The following is a 19,463-nucleotide window of genomic DNA, read 5'->3' on the forward strand; positions in this document are numbered from 1 at the left end:
ATACTATCTATTATCATTTGCATTATATTAACTGATAATTTATATTAACAAATATTGGATTTTTTGACTAATTTTGTAAATCTGGATTGCATCAATATTTATCAATCCAACTTTCCATTAATGTTTAACCCTATTGATCAAATTCAGAAATTGGAGGTCAGTTATGCTTTTCCGTTTAACACCCTGCGCCCTTGTCGTCAGTGGCTGTATTTTTGCCTTAAATAGTCCATCGCTTTTTGCCGCTGTTTCTACAACAGAACAACAGTTAGACGAGATTATTGTTTCCGGTGAAAAATCGGAACGATCAAAGTTTGAAACCAGTGCTAGCCTTGATGTCGTCACTGCCAAAGAGTTGCAGCAAGCTGGAGAAATCACCTCTACCACGGATCTGCTAAAGCAAACAGTGAATATTTTAGATACCGGCTTGGGTAATGATTTGCCGACAGTGCGAGGAGTGGATGGCTCTGGACCAGCAACCGGGGCTACGGCATTTTTTGCCGGAACTCGCCCCCGTTTAAATATGTCGATTGACGGGCGCACCTCTACTTATAATGAATTGGCATTCGGCACGAAATCGTTGTGGGACATCAAACAAATCGAAATTTATCGTGGCGCGCAAAGTTATGCACAGGGACGCAATGCGATTGCCGGTGCAGTGGTGATGACCTCAAATGATCCGAGTTATGAATGGGAAGGGGCGGCAAAATTGAATGTTGGTAGTCAGAATACCCGTCAAACCGCTGCCATGATTTCAGGACCGTTAATCCGCGATGAGCTTGCTTTCCGCTTGAGTGTGGATCAACAACAACGGGAGAGTTTCGTCAATTTAATCTCTTATGAGCCGGTTGGTAACCCGCGCTGGTATAAAACCACGACCGCACGCGCTAAGTTATTATGGACACCGTCGGCATTACCTGATTTTTATAGCCGTGTGACCTTAAATCATATTGATTCCAAAGCGCCGCAAAACGAAGCCGGTAATCAACCTGTCAGCAATATGCGTTTTACGCCACAACGTCCGGTTTTTGAAACGGGATCAACCAGCGGAATTTGGGATATCGGTTGGCAGCTGTCAGATGTTTGGAAATTTGAAAATAAATTCGTTTATTCTAAATATGATAACAACCGTTTGGCATTACCGGCGCCGACAGGCGCACCGGCTACGTTAGAGGGACGAGAGTTACAGCTTGAACCGATCGTTAAATTTAAAACCACAGACGGCAAATATTCAGGTTTGATCGGATTATTTTATTTTCAAGCTAAACAAGATGAAACGGTTGATATTCGTATATTCCACAATGTATTCAAAGATAAAACCAAAACCAAAGCGATCTTTGCAGAAACCACTTACGCACCTAATCCGTATTTCGATGTAACACTTTCTGCCCGTTATGAACAGGAACGCCACCAACGCCACGGCGGTAGTGATTTATTTCGCATTAACCTTGATAAAAAGCACAGTATTTTCCTACCTAAAATGGATTTAGGCTGGAACCTTGATGAAAAGCAACGTTTGGGCTTCAAGATTGGGCGCGGCTATAATCCTGGTGGAGCAGGGGTAACTTTCGCCAGCCCGTTTACTGGTTATGAATACGAAGCGGAATATGTTTGGAATTACGAGCTTTACCATCGCTGGAATAGTCCGAATAGTGATTTTTCTTTAAGCAGCAATCTTTTCTACAATGATTATAAAGATATGCAGTTGCCTTATTATTTATCTGCAGATTCGGTGGTGATTCGTAATGCCGATAAAGTGATCACCTACGGTATGGAAACAAATGCCGATTGGCAAGTCAGCGATAATTTAAATCTCCATGCCGCCGTTGGTTTGTTGAAAACCAAGATTAAAAAATATCCGGATAGCGGTATTCAGGGAAATAAACTGAGTCGCTCGCCAAGTTACACCGTCACGTTAGGTGGGCGTTACCATTTTCTCAATCATTGGGAATTTGGGGGAAGTGTCTATTTTGTTGATGATTATTATTCCAATGCGGATAACAGCAGTATCGGCAAAATCAAAGGCTATTCTCAAGTCAACGCCTATCTGGCGTATAACTTTAAACAGGGGCGTGTGATGTTGTATGCCGATAATGTGTTTAATGCGCGTAATGATATTTTTATGCCGACCACAGATCGGGGCGAAGCGTTTAAATTACAACCGCGCGTCATCGGCTTATCGACGGAAGTGAGATTTTAGCCATGGGCATTGGGATTAAAGAAACTGGGCATGCACAGATTTGCCGACCGGTTGCCGCTCAATTACGCTGGTCAATGGGATTGGCATCTCTCGCCCAACTGCTGAAGTTAAGCATTTGGCTGGTGATGATTCAGGTGGTTTATCTTGCAGCACATAACAGCGGTTTTCCATTTGGCTGGCTGTTGCTGTTATTGGGGCAGACGATTGTGTATTACACCTTGAAAATCAAGGCACATGATCAATCGCATTATGCCGCTTTTCAATTGGAAAAATTGCTGCGCCAACGTTTATCTCGCAAGATCAGCGAGTTGCCACTCGGCAAAGTGCGGTCAATCGGCTCTGGCGCATTGGCAAAAGTGTTGTTGGACGATGTGCGTGAGTTGCATGCTTTTGTTGCCGATGCCCCGCCGTTAAAGGCGGAAGCTTATACCACACCGATTTTCGTTTTGGCAGCATTATTGGTGTTGGATTGGCGCTTGGGCTTGATGGTTTTGGGTTTTGCGTTATTGATGATGTTGCTGTTGAACGTGTTGTTTTCACGCGGAAAATTGTTTCGTCGCCAATATGGTGAAGCCTTAGCGAGCATCAACGGTGCGATTATCGAATATGTACAGGGCATGAGTACGATCCGCACGTTTGATGCCGGCAACAGCTCCTATGGGCGTTTTAAAACCGCACTTAACCGTTTTAATGCGGTGATGGTTAACTGGCTGAAAAAAGTCGGCTTTGCCACTCGCTTGGCGCGGAGTTTGTTTACCCCAATGCCGATGATGATCTTTTTGATTACTATCGGGGTTTATCTGCATAGCCTAGCACTGCTGTCGTTGTTCAGTCTGTTTGCTTTTTTGATTTTGGCTGCGGGATTGATTGAAACCATGCATCCGTATATGGGCTTATTTCATCTGCTGGAAAAATCCAGAGCGGCAATCGAGCGAATTAACGAACTGGAAAACATGTCAACCTTGCCAATCAGCCCAAACCCACAAAAACCAAGCCGCTATGATATTGAGTTTGATCAGGTCAGCTTTAGTTATACAGCACAAGATGAAGCCGTGCTAAAACAACTGGATTTGAAGATTCCCGAACAGAGTTTTACCGCGATTATCGGTGCTTCCGGCTCAGGAAAAACGACCTTAATCAACTTACTACTGCGTTTTTGGGATGTGAGTTCCGGCAGTATCAAGCTGGGCGGCATTGATATTAGGCAGATTAACCCGCACGATTTGATGACTCAATGTTCGGTGGTGTTTCAGGATAATTTTCTGTTTTCTTGTTCGATTGCGGAAAATATCAGCTACGGACTGGATAATGTTGAACCGCAAGCCATTATTGACGCGGCAAAAAAAGCCCATATTCACGATTTTATTATGAGCTTGCCACAGCAATATCAAACCCCGGTCGGTGAGCGAGGGCAGTTGCTTTCTGGTGGGCAAAAACAACGATTGACCATAGCCAGAGCCTTTTTGCAAAACCGCCCGATTTTAATTTTGGATGAGCCGACAGCATTTTCTGATGCTAAAAATGAAGCCAATCTGGTGCAGGTGTTTAACGAGTTAATGCGTAATAAAACCGTGATTATGATTGCTCACCGATTATCTTCGATAACCTCAGCCGATCAAATTCTGTATATGGAACACGGTAGAATTATTGCGCAAGGTAATCATCATGATTTGCTGCAAAGCGCTTCGGCATACCGCACTTTATGGCAAGAGTATCAACAAGCGCGCGCTTGGTCATTGCCTGCACAAGCTTCATCTGCCACCATTTTATCAGCTACGGAAAACCTATGACGCCACAAACTTATTTTAATCAAGCCACACAACATACTAAAGGGCTGTACTTAACCTACAGTCACTTATTGCAAATGGCAGGCGACCAGAAAGGGAAGTTGACCGTTTGTCTGATCTTGTCGGCACTATCAGCGCTCGTTTTTGGTATCAGTATTGCACTGTTATATCCGCTATTTAGTGCGATGGAGCAGGATAATACGCCTCAAATTCAATTTTATACCGCAGTGGTATTGCTGTTATTAGTCTTGAGCATCGGCTTAAGAATGGTTGCCGACGGCTATGATACCAAAGGTTATGCCAACTTGGCGGTGTATCAATTGCGCTCGTTGTTGGGTGATAAATTGCGCAAAGTGCCGCTGGCGATCTTGAGTAATTTCCGTTCGGGGGAGCTGAATTCAGTGTTGGTGCAGAGTGTGAATGAAGCCGCCGCCTATGCTTTCACCCTAATGACCACGATTATTTATGCCATCACGATCCCACTGGCGACCGCACTTGCCTTGCTGTTTTTCGACTGGCGCTTCGGCATGGTGATTTTGATTGTTTTTCCGCTGACGATTCCACTGTATTTATGGCGGCGCAAGGCATTTCGGCGTGGTTTCAGCATTCTGGCGGAAGCTAATGAACGTTTAAAAGGTGAAGCGGTGGAGTTTATTCAGGGCTTAGAGGTGCTGAAATCGACCGCACAATTGCATGATAAAATCAGTCGTTTTGACCAAGTGGCGCAAGATGTAGCAGTGATCCAGCGGATCGGCACTAAAAAAGGCGAGATTCCCAACTTAATTATCACTGCAACCGTACAAATCAGCTTGTTGATTATTCTGATTTTCGGTTTGATTTGGACCGGTAACGGCACAGCCAGTTGGTTGTTGTTGGCAACGGTGATGGTGATGATCGCCAGAGCCGCCGATGTGCTGAATTTTTTTGTACAGATGACCTCATTACTGGAAATTTTTGTCATTAGTTGTGAAAAACTAGATGCGATGATGCAGCTGCCGGAACTGGAAGAGAGTGAAAGTGCGGTGCTGCCGGATAAGCATCATATTATTTACCACAATGTTAGCTTTGCCTACCCGAATCAGCCGGAAAAGGTATTAAAAAATATCAACTTGCAGATTGCGCCAAACAGTTTTAATGCCTTTGTCGGTAGCAGCGGTTGCGGCAAAACTACCTTGCTGCGACTATTACTGCGCTACGCCGATCCCGCTAGCGGCACGATTAGTATTGGCGGTGTTGACATTCGTCAATTAAGCCAAGCACAATTGATGAGTATGATTTCAGTAGTGTTTCAAGATGTTTATCTGTTTCAGGATACGATTATCAATAATATCCGCATGGCAAAACCCGATGCCGACGACGAAACGGTGATTGCGGCTGCCAAACAGGCGCAATGTCATGATTTTATCCAACGTTTACCACTGGGATATCAAACACCGATAGCCGATATCGGCAGCAACCTGTCCGGTGGCGAAAAACAGCGTTTGGCAATTGCAAGAGCAATTTTGAAAGATGCACCGATTCTGATTTTGGATGAACCGACTGCGGCACTGGATACTCACAATGAATTGGCAGTGCAAAAGGCACTGGACAAATTGGTGAAAAACAGAACCATTTTGGTGATTGCTCACCGCTTATCCACCGTGGTCGGTGCACATCAAATTTCCGTATTGCATAACGGACAGATCAGTGAGCAGGGAACACATTCGCACTTATTGCAAATCAACGGGCGCTATGCCGAGTTTTGGCGTTATCAACAACAGGCTGAAATGACAACAGAACGAGCATAAACAATGGAACAGCGAACCTTAACGTTGCAGGATTGGGCACTGTTGATCAGTAGTGCCACCTTTAAAACCAGTATTATCGGCTTTTATCTGATCGCCTTGATAACCATGTTGAAAGATCAGGGCTTCACGCTTAATCAATTAAGTTGGATCTACATGCTGGCAGGCATTGAAGCCGCCGCTTGTATTATTTCGCCGCTGATCGAACGCTTTTCGTTTAAACGTTTCGGACATTTTAAAAGCTGGCTGTTTCTGTCTAATTTTGTGATGCTACTGAGTTTTACCAGTTTATATTTTATCCAGCCACAGCAACATTTTATCGCACTATTGTTGGTATGTGCGGCATTTAGCTTGATGAGCCTATTTTTTAGCTGTGCGACATTAGGCTTAACCTGCTCATTATTGCCGTTTAAAAAACGTGGTTATGGGGGCGCAATTCAAGTTGCTGGCGCCCGAATCGGAAAAATGATCGGCGGCGGACTGGCTCTTTTTCTATATCAACATCTTGGCTGGCATTCGGCGATCAGCTTGATGGTGGTACTGTCCCTATTATTTGGTTTACAGCTACTATTTTATACCGAAGTTGCAGTAAGTAGCGAGCAGGCAGAAAAAGTGCGGTTGGGTTTTCTGTTTAAACGTTTTATTGATTTTTGGCAGCGACCAAATGTTGGTTATCATTGGTTAATATTGCTGTTTTTTTCCTGTATTCCCAGCGCATTAGTGGCGACCACGTTTATTCCACGCCTGAATGAATTGGGCTGGCAGCCACAAAACATCGGCTTGCTACTGGCAATTATTATTCCATTGATCTGTATTGTTATTCTGCCGTTATCCGGCTATTTTTTACAAAAATATCAACGTTTTCAGGTCATCAATACCATTTTACTGATACAAATTTTGCTGGTTGCTACGTTCTGTTTTAGTGAACAACTGATCCGTCTTGATCAATATTTAATTATCTTGCCGATTGTACTACTTAGTGTGGCATACAGTTTTATGCTACCGATTATCCTGACAATGTTGATGGATAAAGCGGACTCCAAACTGGTAACGCTAGACACCTCACTACAATATACCATCGTATTATTGGGCGCTTATCTGGCGGGTTTTAGCGCACTGCGGATCGTCAGCTTCGGTGGCTACACCAGTGTTTACCTGCTTGCCACCGGGTTTACGGTACTGATTTGGTTAATGGTATGGTTTAAAAGATCGGCGTATGCTTAGTGAGACTTGAAAGTGCGGTTTTGCGGTATATGTTGTTTTATTTTTGTACTTTCGCTTGCATTTCAGTTTAAAAATTGCTTTACTGGGCTAACTGGGCTAACTGGGCTAACTGGGCTAACTGGGCTAACTGGGCTAACCCGATATTGGAGGTGGAGATCATGCAAATTAATATTCATGAAGCAAAAAGTAATCTAAGCCAATTAATCCAATCTGCGCTTAATGGTGAAGAGGTGATTATTGCTAAAGCCGGTGCACCATTGGTAAAACTGGTTGCTATCCCGACAAAAAAAATACGCCATCCGGGGGCGTTAAAAGGAAAAATCACCTTGGCTGATGATGTATTACTGCAAGAAGATACTGAACTAACCGCACTTTTTGAACAGGGACTTTAAACAGGGATTTTGAGCAGAGATGATGAAACGATTTTTGTTAGATACCCATGTTTTAATTTGGTGGTTGCAGGATTCGCCCAGATTAGGACCACGAAGTAGAGAACTGATTAGTAATAGCCAGGTTTATCTCAGTGCCGCCAGTATCTGGGAAATCGCCATTAAAATGCGGAAAGGATTATTGCCTTTGCCTGAAACTATTTTTGAAGTCATTGTTGAGGAAGAGTTTGAAAAATTAAATATTACACATTTCCATGCGGAACAAGCAGGAAAACTGCCTGCTTACCATAACGATCCCTTTGATCGAATGCTGATAGCACAAGCACAAGCTGAAGGTTTAATTTTTATTACTGCTGACGAAAAAATTCCACAATACGGAGTTCAATTACTAAACCCTACTACCTGATAAAAAATACAAAGGGCGGTCAATTTTGAGCTGTGCTTTGCCTAATTGTTATTTTCCTAAGGTTTCAATATACGCCGCCAGATTTTGCATATCCTGTTCAGTTAAACGGGCTTTCACTGTGTTGCCACCGCCGTCGATTTCGCCATTTTTGCGTTTGTGCAGTGCGCTGGCAATCTCTGTCGCAGGCAGTCCGGCGATGATGGCGGAGCTGTTGAGCGCCTGTTTATCAGCATTGCGACCGTGACACATGGCGCACAGTTGTTGATATTGGCGTTTGCCTTTGGCGATGTCGGCGTCAGCAATCGCACTTTGCGCCGTCAGTAACGCAAGAATAAACGAACATAAATGTTTAAAAGTAAACCGCACTTTAGTAACCTTCATCAAAATAAATCTTATAGCTCAAATTATAAATAAACATCAACCGATCCTAGTTTCCAAACAGCGCACTAACCCGTTCGTGATCAAAGCCTTCCATGCGTTGTTGCAACACGCCATTGGTGGCGATTAGAAAGGACGTTGGGGTGCCGACCACTTGATAGCGTTCAGCGGTAATCCCCAGTTGATCTTTCACAACGGGTAAGGTAATGCCACGCTGTTTAGCAACAGCGGCAGTGTCGGCATCTTTTCCGTCGATATTGATCGCCAGAAAATCCAGTTTATCCGGTTGCGCTTGTTGTAAGCGTTGCAATTCTAGCATTTCGGCAATACAACCACCGCAGCTTTCTGACCAAAAGGTGATAAACAACGGCTTTTGCTTGATCACATTTTCCAGTTTCACGGTTTCTCCATTAAGGCTGAATGTCGCGAGCTCCGGTGCAGGTTTGCCGAGCGTTGCCGATTGTGGCTCGCAGGCACTTAATAATAGACATGCTAAACTGAATGTAAGCGTGTTGAGTAGTGATTTCATAAATTGCCTTTAATGTTTAATGGTTGCTTTATGTGTTGCTCTTCGTGTAAAAATTTGCCGTGTTGTAGGAAAATAGTGCGGTGTGCCAGCTTGCCTAATTCCGGATTGTGGGTGACCATCACAATGGTGCGCCCTTGTTGATTCAGCTCAGTTAACAGCTGCAAAATCAAGCGTTCGTTAGTTTCGTCCAAGTTGCCGGTCGGTTCATCGGCGAAAATTACCGGCGGACGGTTGACCAAAGCGCGCGCGATGCAAACTCGTTGCTGCTCGCCGCCGGAGAGTTGGCTGGGCAGATGGTTGATTCGATGCGCTAAGCCGACTTGATTCAGTACCGCTGTTGCCGATGGTTCATCGGTGACGCTGTGATAGTGTTGTGCCAACATCACATTTTCAAGTGCGGTCAGATAGGGAATTAAATGAAATTGCTGAAACACCAAACCGATTTTTTCGGCACGAAAGCGTTGCCGTTGCTCTTCGTTCAGCTTGGCGGCATCAACACCGTCGAGAATTACCTTGCCGTCACTGGCGGTATCTAAGCAGGTGAGAATATTCATTAAAGTGGTTTTGCCGGAACCGGAAGCCCCCATAATCGCCACAAATTCGCCGGCGGCAATTCGAATATTAATATCGTCAAGTGCGGTCACTTGTCCGAAGCGTTTGACCAAATGTTGGGTTTCAATCACCCAATTTTTCTCGTTCATACTTTTCCTTGTTATTCGCCTTTTAATTATTCGCCTTTTAATTATTCGCCTTTTAAGACGTTGGCGGTTTCAATTTGTAACGCGCGTCGGGTCGGCACAATCACTGCTAATAGGGTGACGATCAATGAGAGCAGCAGTGTGATCGGAATCACTGGCAGCCGCAAATCAATACTGGATTTAAACACGGCAATGCCCAAAATTTGCGCAAGAATATAGCCTAACACCAAGCCGACAATAGTCGCAAACAGTGCGATCAATAGGGTTTCAGTGGTGATTTGTTTGATAATATCACGGCGTTTGGCGCCGAGCGCTTTTTGCAATGCGAACTCTTTGGCACGCTCGGCGATGATCGCGATTAGCGTGGTGTTGACACACAATGTCGCCAGCACCAAGATCACTAACGAAATCAAGCCCATCAAGCCTTTGATCTTATCCAAAATCTGCCCTTCGGAAGCTGAAACTTTGCGAATCGGGCGAATTTCCAGCTCAGGATATTGCTGACGCAGTTGCTCGGCAAACTGTTCTACTTGCCCTTGTTCGTTTTTAACGCTCAATAGTGCATAGCTGATCTCGTTCGCTTTGTTCAGCCACTGTTGTGCGAACTCCAGATTGACGATCAGCATATTGTCGGTGGCATCACCGGCTTCGATAATTGCTTTAATATTAAATGGCTGTTTTTGCTGCTGATCGTTGCTTAACGTAATACTATCGCCAACATTTAAATGCAGCCGTTCTGCTAACGTTTTGCCGATCATCACGTTGCGCTGATCAAAATTGACCCCGATTTGCTGTCCGTTGATTTGCCAGTAAGGCGCAAGGGTCGGCATGGTGTCAAACCAAACGCCCATAATCACGATTTTTTCCAGTTCGCTGCGAGTGATGCCGTATAAATACGGGCCGGCAGCATTGAGTAATCCCTGCGGAGCTTGTTGGATAATCTGTTCGAATTGCGCTTGTGACATCAAGTTTTGATGCTGCGAACCGATATAAAAATTGGCGCCGAAGGTGCGCAATTCTTGGCTCATTTTGCTGTTAATATCAAAATAGACTGCCGACATTGCAGTGACAATCGCTGAACCAACGCTTAATGCCGCAAAGATAATCGCTACCCGCTGCAAGCGTAATCGCAGCGCACGCAACACTAATCGCCAAAACATATTAGCGCCCATACAACACCTCTATCGGATAAAGTTTGGTAATGCGGTGCGCCGGAAACCATGTGCCGATAAGTGCGATCAACACCGACAAAAACAGTACGCATGGCACCACAATCCAAGCAAACGACAGTGGTTGCCCGAACAGTGCATCGCCGATGATACCCGCCAGCCCCCAACCTGCCAAGCAACCAAGTAGTCCGCCGAGAATACCGCTGAGAGCCGCTTCACTGTAGAATAACAGATTAATTTCAGTTTGATCTGCTCCCAATGCTTTCATCAGACCAATCTCTTTACTGCGTTCAATAATATTACTGGTCATCAAAGAGGCAATGCCCATAGCTGAAGCCAGCAGTGCAGCCAATGTTACTACCGCCAACAGTAACTGAATTTTTTCAATCACCACGCCTTCGGAAGCTGCCACTTGCCAAATCGGGCGAACAACAGCACCAGAAACCGCTTCTTCTAGTTGATGAGCAATTGAGGAGACATAAGCGGTGCAGTACCAACGGTCATACTCTTCCGCATCCAACGCTTCCAGATTTTCGCGTGCTTTACGCGACAAATCATTTTCCGGCACGGTTAATGCTGAAACTCTTACCGACTGCACTTTGCCATGCAGATTCAAGCTGTTTTGCACCGCTTGCAACGGCACAATCAATTGATTTTCTTCATTGCCGCCGCTAGATAAGATGCCACTGACTACCACGTTTAAAAGTGCGGTCGGTTTATCGGTGAACGGTATTAATTGCAACCGATCACCAATATGAATGTTGGCATTGGCGGCAAGTTGGCGACCGACTAAGGCTTGAGTTGGTGTATTGACCGCACTTTTATCACTGTCATCTGCCCACTTACCTTCTACTTGCCAGTATGGACTGATGATTTTTTGTCCGGTGTGGTAGTCAGGGTCGTCCGGAATGCCGATTGGATAATTAAAAAACGTGCCTAACACGCTAATATCCTGCTGCACCGTTTGCCCGTTATGGCTGATCAGCTCAAAAGGGGCATTCAATTGTGGTGCAAAACCAACAATATTATTGCCCCAAAAGATGTCTTTAATATTCGGCAGTTCTTTTTCGTCTAAAAAATCTTGTCCTAGCAACAGATTTTCCCGTTCTTGATCTACTTGTGGCAGTGCTGCTTGAGCGGCAGGCTCGATCAAAATATTGGCACCGTAGGATTTCAGCTCTTTTGCCATTTTATCGCCAATATCAATCGACACCGCCAGCAGTGCAGAGACCAATCCCGCCGCCAGAAAAATGGTGAAAATCGCTAAGAATTTGCGGCGCAGTCCGTGTTTCCAAGATTGCAACAACATACGCAGCAGCATGGCTATTCCTCCGTCACTTTGCTTTGGTTGTGTTTGGTTAAATAACGTTCGGGGTTGTCACGGAACTGATTGAGGTTCTGCTCCGAAGCAAAAAAGTAGCTTTTGCCAGCATAACTGTATTTGAACTTGGCTTCGGTATTGATCAGTTTAGTGCCATCTACCGGATCAATTACGTCCAATTTGACGATGGTTGAAAAGTAATTTAAGCCCTCTTCCAAACTTTTTTTGTCGATAATCACCTGAGTTTCGGTTTGTTGCCAACCATTAATCGGCACCGGGTTGCAGCCGCCAGGCTTGCCGATCGACGGAATAAACATATGTACGCCACACGCCACGCAAACCACTTGGTTGCCTTGCATTACATAACCCTGATCGCCGCACAACAAACAGGCATCGAACACCACGCCCAAACTGAGCCGATCACTTAAGCGGTTAATAATAAAGAAACGTACCGCTTTACCCTCATCAGAAATCCAGACGAAGCGGTGTAATTTGCCGTCGCTGACCTGTTTGATATCAATATGAATCTGATCATTGTCCGACAATGTCAACGGAGTGGCCTCTGAGAGCCGTGGCGGTTGTGAAGCAATGTTATCCCAATAGCATTGCACGCTAATAACGATTAATGCCAAGATTAAACCAGACAGGGTGATACGTCGTGCCTGTCGGTAAAGTGCGGTTTTTTGGCGCTTTTCGATTAAGTCGTGCTGTTGTTTAACGGCGTGTCTACGTGGTTTTTGCACTTTAACCCAAAACAGCAGAGTTATCCCTAAAATGATGATTGCGATTAAATAGTTATTATAGAGTGTTAAATTCAAGGTTTTGGCAACAAAACTCAGCAATCCTTTATCCAAATCCACCAGCTGCAATTTGATCAGCGACAGTAAAATTTGCCCACTCAGCGGCAGCAGTAACCAAAAGATCAATAATACTATAGCCAGCATACGCAGATAGTGTAATGCGTGTTGGCTTTGTGCCAATAGGACAGCAATCCAGTTAGCGGCGAGCAGGCAAAACAGAAGTGCGGTTGTGATGGTAAACAGGTTCAGAATAAAGTCAGTGTTAATGATTTCAGTGGTGGTGATGGCACTAAGACTAGGGTTTTGTGCCCAGAAGATACCGCAAAACAGTAATAATCCGATTTGAGCCAAGTACAGCAGGATTCGCCGGTTGAGTGCCACCGCAATCAGACTAAAAAGTAAAACAGAAGCGTAGAGCAGTGACAATGCCAACTTGAGGCTTTGGTTGGGGGTCAGTAGCTGCCAGAGCAAAAAACCGACACAAAGTGCGGTCAACGAAAGCCAGTGCAAGGCTTTATCCGGAATATTGCGCTGTGCGGGCCACAGCTGGCTTGCCCACAGTAGTCCGCTCAGCAGACTGAACGGCAGCAGCAATTGCAAAACAGATGTAAAAAAATAGTTCATTCCAACAGACCCTAACCTTATTGATATTTTTAAACCCGCTTGAGCTTAGTCCATCAAACGGGTTTAAAAACAAAAATACGCCACGCCGAGTAGCAGCGCGGCAAAGTGCGGTTATACTTAATTCAAACCGGTATACTTGAATTCAAAAGCGGCATCAAACGGTTTCCACCAACGACCAACGCCAGTTTCGCTATCGGTGTGGCGATGTAATCCGGCTTTTGATGGTGGCTCAATATGATAAGTGACTTTATAGTTGCCAACGCCCATCATTTTGATATTCGCTCCGTAGTGCGGACCATCGCCGGCAACCATCGGCATGAAGGTACCTTGTTGTTTTTCGCCGGTATCCAGATTTTCCAACGTATAATTAATAGTCAAATACGGCATCCATTCGCCAGCGCCGAAGCCGTTTTTATTGCCCTCAATCGCATGAATATCCGCTTCCAAGTGAATATCGGATTTGGCAGCAGGCAAGCCCATACCACGTGGTTCCATGTCTATCGGCTGCAAATAGACTGCAGCAATCTCCATTTCGTTCATGGTAATCGGTTCTCCTGCTGGATACTCTTTAAATGCCAGCGCAGAGGTGGCGGAGAAGATACCGGCTAACAGAGTCGCAGTGATGAATGTTTTCTTGAAGTTCATAAAATACCTCTAAAAAGTTTAGTGTGAAATATCAGTTAACGCTTGTTTTTTAGCGGTGCTCTTCATATAAAACAAGGCGAAGATGGCGGCTAAAATTAACACGGCTTGTGGAATCAAGGTTTCTAGATAAGGATAAATCCCAAGCCAGGCGATTTCCGGAAAACCGGACAGCAGAGTGGGCTGTATCAGTTTTCCTTCGATTAGCTCCAATACGCTTTTGCCGGCAAACACAAATGCCATCAAATACATAAAGCTGCCGGTTAACATAAAAAACGGTTTTAGCGGCAGTTTTACGACGGTAAAACGCATAATAAAATAGACAATTAACAACAACACTACGCCAACGATAATGCCGCCTAACAGATATAAATAACCGTCGGCAGATTGAATATCCCCCACTAATGCGTAGTAAAACAATACGGTTTCCGCCCCTTCGCGATAAACCGCCAAAAAGCTGGTCAGCCAAAGCCCGATGAGTGAGCCGGTGGTTAAAGAAGTTGACAGCTTGCCTTCCAAATAGCGTTTCCAATTTTGCGCTTCCACCTTTGACAGCAGCCAATAGCTCATCATAAACAGCATGATCACGGCAAAAATCATGGTGATCCCTTCCAGTAATTCACGATTAGCGCCAGAGTTTTCAAACAGCAGTTGGAAAATAAAGGCGGTAATCACACTGGCGATCAGGGCGATAATCACCGATTGACGAATCACCGGCAGTTTGTCCTGATGCTGATTTTTGACCAGATACGCCACAATGGCCGCCACAATCAGCAACGCTTCCAAGCCCTCACGCAGCATAATCAACAGGCTATACACAAAAATGGACCATGCGTTGTCATTTGTTTGTTGCAACAGCTCGACCGCACTTTGTAACTGTTGCGATAAACCATTGGCTTGTTGTTGCAGGTTTTCGAGCGGTTGTTGCGCTTTCATTTGCCCCACCAAACGCGTGAAAAACCCTTCCAGCGTGGTTTTCAGCTGGCTGTCGCGCGAGCCGACGCTGCTTTCCATGCCGGAACTTTCGAATACATCAAAATAGGTATCCTGCACCGCAATGATGGCATCGTCGCGTTTGCCCTGTTGATAGAGCTGAAGCGCTTGCTGAATGCCGTGATTCACGTCGGCGGCAACCTGTTGCCAATCTTGTGAGTTGTTGATTTGTGGTTGTTCGCTGGCGGTTGTTTGCAGCTGCTGTGCTTGTTTGGTGATCGGCAGATTCGGCAGTTGCTCTTCAATGTCTTGTAGCAATTGAGTGCTTAAATAGCCTAACTGAGTCAGATTGTCGGCTTGTTGTGTGGCTTTGATTAAATCGTAAAATTGTTGGTTGAGGGCAGAGGATTGGCTGGAAGAGCGGTTTTGGCGAATCGCCATTTCCATTTCGGAGTTTTTGTAGCCCTCATACTGTGCCTGTTGCACCGACTTTTTGGCTGCGTCTAAATCCCCGTTTTGATAGGCAGTGATGGCTTCAGCCAACCGATCGTCGATAATTTGGAAACTTTGCTGCCAATATGCTGCAATATCACTGTTTTGGTAGGTACTGTGTTGTGCTTCGGCAGCCAGTTGATGTCCGTCGTTCAGCACAGATTCTAGTTGATTCAATTCATTTTTCAGCCAGTTAATTTTGCTAGCGATCACCGATTCGGGCTGATTCTCGGTGATCATTTTGCGTATTTCGCCAAAAGTCGCTTCCAATTGATAGCTTTTTTGCGCTGAAATATTGATCCGAATCGGTCCTTCCAGATTTTCAAACACCTCGAAATACGCCATTTGCACCGCACTTTTGGCTTGATTTTGCTCGCCTTGTTGGTATAGCGACAATGTGTTGTCCAAACGCTGTTCAATATCTTGGATATAGCCTTGATAGCGGTTGTCTGCAGCAGGCTCTGCTACTACGTTGAACGCAAGCGATAGAAGGATGGTCAGTAATAAAGAGTTGAGTTTTTTTAACATATTATTAACGCGAGTAAAAATGAGAATTTTTATCATGGTTGTGCGACTAATTATGAGCTGATCGGATTTTATTTCAAGCGGATTTTTAATAATATTTGCGCTAACGCAAAAAATATTGCTTCAGTAAGTGTGTGCTGCATGATCGGCGCTGTTTTATCCGAAAACAACCGTGATGAATGCCATTTGTCAGCATTAACATAAAAGTGCGATTTCGAACAACTGAAACTGGGATATAATCAAAAATAGCAGATTTTTTGTTAGATAATCTTCACTGTTACAACAAAATCTTGCTCGAAATCACAAAATTAAGATTTAATTATTGCAATGCTTGCGCTTTCACGACCTTTCGAGTATCTTACGCCGCACAATAACGAGTGCTATCTCAATAGCCATATATTTGCTTTCCGAGTAGTGCCCATCCATATGGGCACTTTTTTTATTCAATAAATCTGAAATTTGAGAACATCGCGTGAAAAACAAGACCTTAGGCGGCACATTATTGGTCGCAGGAACTACCATAGGCGCCGGTATGTTGGCGATGCCGATCACCTCCGCCGGTATGGGCTTCAGCTTTACTATCATTTTGTTGTTGATCCTGTGGCTACTGCTTTCTTATAGTGCGTTGCTATTCATTGAAGTTTATCAAACGGCTCGGATCGATGACGGTTTAGCAACATTGGCAGAACAATACTTCGGCGCTTTCGGACGAATTATCTCAACTTTATCGCTGCTGATTTTTATGTATGCGATTTTGTCTGCCTACGTCACGGGTGGTGGCTCGCTGATCAACGGTTTGTTGTCGGCAGGACTGGGGTATGATACCGGCAAACTCAGCATTATTTTGTTTACCGTAGTGTTGGGCATCTTCATTATTATCGGCACATCGAGTGTTGATGCGGTCAATCGCTTGTTCTTTTTCAGTAAAATCGCCGTTTTCTTGTTCGTGTTATTAATGATGCTACCGCGTGTTTCGATCGATAATTTAATGGCAATGCCGATTAACAATGCGCTGATGTTGTCAGCCGCGCCGGTATTTTTCACCTCTTTTGGCTTCCATGTGGTGATCCCAAGTATTGTGAAATATCTGGAGGGGGATATCAGACGGCTGAGAATTGCTATATTAGTGGGCACCGGTATTCCGTTGTTTGCTTATTTATTGTGGCAGCTTTCCACTCACGGCGTATTAAGTCAAAGCCAATTTTTGCAGATTTTACAGCAAGATCCTACCTTGAACGGCTTGGTGAATGCAACTCGTGAAATCACCGGCAGCACGGTGTTGAGTGAAGCGATTCGAGTATTCTCATCGTTGGCGTTGATTACCTCATTTTTAGGGGTGGCATTGAGTCTGTTTGACTGTTTAAAAGATCTGCTTAATCGAGTAAAAGTACGTTCAAATCGCGCTTCATTGGGTTTATTAACATTCTTGCCGCCACTGGTGTTTGCGCTGTTCTATCCTGAAGGTTTTATTATGGCACTCAACGGTGCCGGGGTGATGTTTGCTTTTTACGGCCTGGTGTTGCCGGTCGGTTTGGCGTGGAAAGCACGACGTCAATCACCTAATTTGGCGTATCGGGTGTGGGGTGGCAATCCGTCACTGCTGTTTGCCTTATTATTGGGCATATTGATTATTGCAATTCCATTTTTGGTGGATAAAGGCTATTTGCCACACGTGATTGGTTAGGTGATCGCTTAACAATAAAGTCAGAAGTAGCAAGTGCGGTTGTGGTGAGCAACCGCACTTTTGCGTTGAATAAAGTTCAAATGATTAAAACAATTTTTGTAGCCAACCTAATTTGGCACTCAGCACATTAAAATAGTTGTAGTCGTTCAAATGTAGCAACCGTAGCGTATCTTGGCTTTTGCGTACGATAATTTTATCATCCGGTGAAAAGGCGTGCGCCACTTGGCTGTCACAGCTGATTTCCAGTTGGCGTACCGTATATTGGGCAAAGCGCAGTGAAATCACACTGTTACCGTCGATCACTAACGGGCGCGAAGAGAGGGTGTGGGGAAACATCGGCACTAAGGCGATGGCGTTGAGTTGTGGGGTCAAAATCGGTCCGCCGGCAGACAACGAATAAGCGGTTGAGCCGGTCGGCGTGGAAATGATCAGACCGTCGGAACGTTGCGAGAACGCAAATTTGTCATCAATATACACTTGAAAATCGATCATATGCGCAATTTTTGCCGGATGAATCACCACCTCATTGACGGCATTATTCAAATTAATCAACTCGTTATCACGTTCGACCATCGCTTCCAGCAGAAACCGCTCTTCGATAAAATATTCGCCTTCTTCCAAACAAGAGTGTAGCTGTGAATAGGCATGTTTCGGATCAATATCGGTTAAAAATCCTAAATGTCCGCGATTAATACCGATGACGGCGATGTCGTAGCGAGCCAAGATCCGTGCGGTGCCTAGCATATTGCCGTCACCGCCGATCACAATCGCCAAATCCGCTTTTTCGCCAATCTGTTCAATCGGGGCGATGTGCTCTTCAGGAATCGAGAGATCTTTGCCGATATCTTTTTCCACCAACACTTGGTAGTGGCGTTCACTTAACCATTGGTAGATGTTTTTGTGCATTTGCAGCGCATTATCGTTTCTCGGTCGTCCGACCAAGCCTATGGTATGAAAATTACGCTTGCCTCGTTGAGGTGCGTTAGCGCTCGAAGAAAAAGAATTGTGCATTTATTTTGCTCATAAAAAACAGTAACAGACAGAAAAGTCAGATAGTGCTTGAAATCGTCATTTTAAACCCTATATTAACAAAAAGAGTTACAATTGAAAGCACTATTCACCGGATAAAATTGAGCTAAAGTGCGGTTTTTTCGGTAGAATAAGTAAACTTGATTTATTTCAGTCTGTATGGAGAAAAAAATGTCTGAGTTAGCCGAAGAAAAAGATCTAGAAACGACCATCGAAGACGCTGCGAAAGCAGAAGAACAATTACCGGAAGTGACGGGCGATCCGTTAGAAGAGGCGATTGCACGGGTTCAGGAGCTGGAGGCGCAACTGGAACAGAGCAATAAGCGGGTACAAGATGTCCAACTGCGTAGCCGTGCCGAGATAGAAAACATTCGTCGCCGTGCAGAGCAAGATGTTGAAAAAGCGCATAATTTTGCGTTAGAGAAATTTGCTAAAGAGCTGTTGGAAGTGATTGATAATTTAGAACGTGCGCTTGATTTAAACACCCAAACCATTGGTGACGATGCGGGTAAAGCCATTTTTGACGGTGTTGAACTAACTTACAAATCGTTATTATCGACAGTGAATAAATTCGGTATTGAAGCCGTCGGCGCAGTTGGGGAAACGTTTAATCCAGAGTTGCATCAAGCGATTTCTATGCAGCCGAGTGAAGGGTTTACCACGAACCAGATTACGCAAGTGCTACAAAAAGGTTACTTGTTGAACGGAAGGGTTATCCGTCCGGCAATGGTGATGGTTGCGGCTTAGTTGGGGTTTAACCATCCATTTTCAGAAAAAGGCGGGATTTTCCCGCCTCAGATTATTGACAAAGATATTTGATGAGGCAAGGTAGGGGCGGATTATATATCCGCC

General features: G+C 44.7%; 17 protein-coding genes. 8 read left to right on the forward strand and 9 right to left on the reverse strand.

Annotation, left to right across the window (positions count from 1 at the left end):
• Nucleotides 1-163 precede the first annotated feature (163 nt).
• The 6 genes from FHQ30_RS02750 (at nt 164) to FHQ30_RS02775 (ending at nt 7,787) form a co-directional block, all read left to right on the forward strand.
• The gene (locus tag FHQ30_RS02750) at nt 164-2,197 is read left to right on the forward strand and encodes a TonB-dependent receptor (protein ID WP_139610783.1); all 2,034 of its coding nucleotides are present in this window, start codon (nt 164-166) and stop codon (nt 2,195-2,197) included.
• Nucleotides 2,198-2,199: 2 nt separating this feature from the next.
• A complete protein-coding gene (locus FHQ30_RS02755; RefSeq protein WP_139610782.1) occupies nt 2,200-3,987 on the forward strand; it encodes an ABC transporter ATP-binding protein in 1,788 nt (595 codons plus the stop codon).
• Nucleotides 3,984-5,771, forward strand: a complete 1,788-nt coding sequence (locus FHQ30_RS02760; protein ID WP_139610781.1) for an ABC transporter ATP-binding protein — start codon at nt 3,984-3,986, stop codon at nt 5,769-5,771. The genes FHQ30_RS02755 and FHQ30_RS02760 overlap by 4 nt, the downstream gene beginning before the upstream one ends.
• Nucleotides 5,772-5,774: 3 nt before the next feature.
• Nucleotides 5,775-6,992, forward strand: a complete 1,218-nt coding sequence (locus tag FHQ30_RS02765) for an MFS transporter (RefSeq protein ID WP_139610780.1) — start codon at nt 5,775-5,777, stop codon at nt 6,990-6,992.
• Between the two features lie 158 nt (nt 6,993-7,150).
• The gene (locus tag FHQ30_RS02770) at nt 7,151-7,384 is read left to right on the forward strand and encodes a type II toxin-antitoxin system Phd/YefM family antitoxin (RefSeq protein WP_139610779.1); all 234 of its coding nucleotides are present in this window, start codon (nt 7,151-7,153) and stop codon (nt 7,382-7,384) included.
• A 19-nt stretch (nt 7,385-7,403) separates the two neighbouring features.
• On the forward strand, nt 7,404-7,787 hold the full coding sequence (locus FHQ30_RS02775; RefSeq protein WP_267963775.1) for a type II toxin-antitoxin system VapC family toxin: 384 nt from the start codon (nt 7,404-7,406) through the stop codon (nt 7,785-7,787).
• Nucleotides 7,788-7,835: 48 nt separating this feature from the next.
• Here FHQ30_RS02775 and FHQ30_RS02780 read toward each other — a convergent pair whose 3' ends face one another.
• The 8 genes from FHQ30_RS02780 to FHQ30_RS02815 all read right to left on the reverse strand — a co-directional run bounded on the left by FHQ30_RS02780 (nt 7,836) and on the right by FHQ30_RS02815 (nt 15,901).
• The gene (locus tag FHQ30_RS02780) at nt 7,836-8,168 is read right to left on the reverse strand and encodes a c-type cytochrome (RefSeq protein WP_139610784.1); all 333 of its coding nucleotides are present in this window, start codon (nt 8,166-8,168) and stop codon (nt 7,836-7,838) included.
• 46 nt (nt 8,169-8,214) lie between these two features.
• Nucleotides 8,215-8,694 carry a TlpA family protein disulfide reductase gene (locus FHQ30_RS02785; protein WP_139610778.1) on the reverse strand — a complete coding sequence of 160 codons (480 nt, stop codon included), beginning with the start codon at nt 8,692-8,694 and terminating at the stop codon, nt 8,215-8,217.
• The gene (locus FHQ30_RS02790) at nt 8,691-9,395 is read right to left on the reverse strand and encodes an ABC transporter ATP-binding protein (protein WP_139610777.1); all 705 of its coding nucleotides are present in this window, start codon (nt 9,393-9,395) and stop codon (nt 8,691-8,693) included. The genes FHQ30_RS02785 and FHQ30_RS02790 overlap by 4 nt, the downstream gene beginning before the upstream one ends.
• A 41-nt stretch (nt 9,396-9,436) precedes the next feature.
• Nucleotides 9,437-10,552, reverse strand: a complete 1,116-nt coding sequence (locus FHQ30_RS02795; protein WP_442805653.1) for an ABC transporter permease — start codon at nt 10,550-10,552, stop codon at nt 9,437-9,439.
• Between the two features lies 1 nt (nt 10,553).
• The gene (locus FHQ30_RS02800; RefSeq protein WP_139610775.1) at nt 10,554-11,882 is read right to left on the reverse strand and encodes an ABC transporter permease; all 1,329 of its coding nucleotides are present in this window, start codon (nt 11,880-11,882) and stop codon (nt 10,554-10,556) included.
• A 2-nt stretch (nt 11,883-11,884) separates the two neighbouring features.
• Complete coding sequence (locus tag FHQ30_RS02805) at nt 11,885-13,306, reverse strand: Fe-S-containing protein (RefSeq protein WP_139610774.1); 1,422 nt, start codon at nt 13,304-13,306, stop codon at nt 11,885-11,887.
• A 117-nt stretch (nt 13,307-13,423) separates the two neighbouring features.
• A complete protein-coding gene (locus FHQ30_RS02810) occupies nt 13,424-13,951 on the reverse strand; it encodes an iron transporter (RefSeq protein WP_139610773.1) in 528 nt (175 codons plus the stop codon).
• Between the two features lie 18 nt (nt 13,952-13,969).
• A complete protein-coding gene (locus FHQ30_RS02815; protein ID WP_139610772.1) occupies nt 13,970-15,901 on the reverse strand; it encodes an FTR1 family iron permease in 1,932 nt (643 codons plus the stop codon).
• 469 nt (nt 15,902-16,370) lie between these two features.
• On the opposite strand from FHQ30_RS02815, the gene FHQ30_RS02820 reads away from it, so the two are divergent.
• Nucleotides 16,371-17,582, forward strand: a complete 1,212-nt coding sequence (locus FHQ30_RS02820; protein WP_132967474.1) for an aromatic amino acid transport family protein — start codon at nt 16,371-16,373, stop codon at nt 17,580-17,582.
• Nucleotides 17,583-17,666: 84 nt separating this feature from the next.
• On the opposite strand, the gene FHQ30_RS02825 is transcribed toward FHQ30_RS02820, so the two are convergent.
• The gene (locus FHQ30_RS02825) at nt 17,667-18,593 is read right to left on the reverse strand and encodes an NAD(+) kinase (RefSeq protein ID WP_132967475.1); all 927 of its coding nucleotides are present in this window, start codon (nt 18,591-18,593) and stop codon (nt 17,667-17,669) included.
• A gap of 177 nt (nt 18,594-18,770) precedes the next feature.
• Here FHQ30_RS02825 and grpE point away from each other — a divergent pair, with 177 nt between their 5' ends.
• Entirely contained in the window at nt 18,771-19,358 is a 588-nt protein-coding gene (gene grpE / locus FHQ30_RS02830; RefSeq protein ID WP_139610771.1) for a nucleotide exchange factor GrpE, read from the forward strand.
• Nucleotides 19,359-19,463 lie beyond the last annotated feature (105 nt).

This window comes from Testudinibacter sp. 'clade 2', from assembly GCF_006227735.1.
GTDB lineage: Bacteria > Pseudomonadota > Gammaproteobacteria > Enterobacterales > Pasteurellaceae > Chelonobacter.

What these genes read in the sequence shown, in the direction of transcription:
- FHQ30_RS02750 (WP_139610783.1), top strand. Translation starts at nt 164, where the DNA reads ATGCTTTTCCGTTTAACACCCTGCGCCCTTGTCGTCAGTGGCTGTATT.
- FHQ30_RS02755 (WP_139610782.1), top strand. Translation starts at nt 2,200, where the DNA reads ATGGGCATTGGGATTAAAGAAACTGGGCATGCACAGATTTGCCGACCG.
- FHQ30_RS02760 (WP_139610781.1), top strand. Translation starts at nt 3,984, where the DNA reads ATGACGCCACAAACTTATTTTAATCAAGCCACACAACATACTAAAGGG.
- FHQ30_RS02765 (WP_139610780.1), top strand. Translation starts at nt 5,775, where the DNA reads ATGGAACAGCGAACCTTAACGTTGCAGGATTGGGCACTGTTGATCAGT.
- FHQ30_RS02770 (WP_139610779.1), top strand. Translation starts at nt 7,151, where the DNA reads ATGCAAATTAATATTCATGAAGCAAAAAGTAATCTAAGCCAATTAATC.
- FHQ30_RS02775 (WP_267963775.1), top strand. Translation starts at nt 7,404, where the DNA reads ATGATGAAACGATTTTTGTTAGATACCCATGTTTTAATTTGGTGGTTG.
- FHQ30_RS02780 (WP_139610784.1), bottom strand. Translation starts at nt 8,168, where the DNA reads ATGAAGGTTACTAAAGTGCGGTTTACTTTTAAACATTTATGTTCGTTT.
- FHQ30_RS02785 (WP_139610778.1), bottom strand. Translation starts at nt 8,694, where the DNA reads ATGAAATCACTACTCAACACGCTTACATTCAGTTTAGCATGTCTATTA.
- FHQ30_RS02790 (WP_139610777.1), bottom strand. Translation starts at nt 9,395, where the DNA reads ATGAACGAGAAAAATTGGGTGATTGAAACCCAACATTTGGTCAAACGC.
- FHQ30_RS02795 (WP_442805653.1), bottom strand. Translation starts at nt 10,552, where the DNA reads ATGTTTTGGCGATTAGTGTTGCGTGCGCTGCGATTACGCTTGCAGCGG.
- FHQ30_RS02800 (WP_139610775.1), bottom strand. Translation starts at nt 11,882, where the DNA reads ATGCTGCTGCGTATGTTGTTGCAATCTTGGAAACACGGACTGCGCCGC.
- FHQ30_RS02805 (WP_139610774.1), bottom strand. Translation starts at nt 13,306, where the DNA reads ATGAACTATTTTTTTACATCTGTTTTGCAATTGCTGCTGCCGTTCAGT.
- FHQ30_RS02810 (WP_139610773.1), bottom strand. Translation starts at nt 13,951, where the DNA reads ATGAACTTCAAGAAAACATTCATCACTGCGACTCTGTTAGCCGGTATC.
- FHQ30_RS02815 (WP_139610772.1), bottom strand. Translation starts at nt 15,901, where the DNA reads ATGTTAAAAAAACTCAACTCTTTATTACTGACCATCCTTCTATCGCTT.
- FHQ30_RS02825 (WP_132967475.1), bottom strand. Translation starts at nt 18,593, where the DNA reads ATGCACAATTCTTTTTCTTCGAGCGCTAACGCACCTCAACGAGGCAAG.
- grpE (WP_139610771.1), top strand. Translation starts at nt 18,771, where the DNA reads ATGGAGAAAAAAATGTCTGAGTTAGCCGAAGAAAAAGATCTAGAAACG.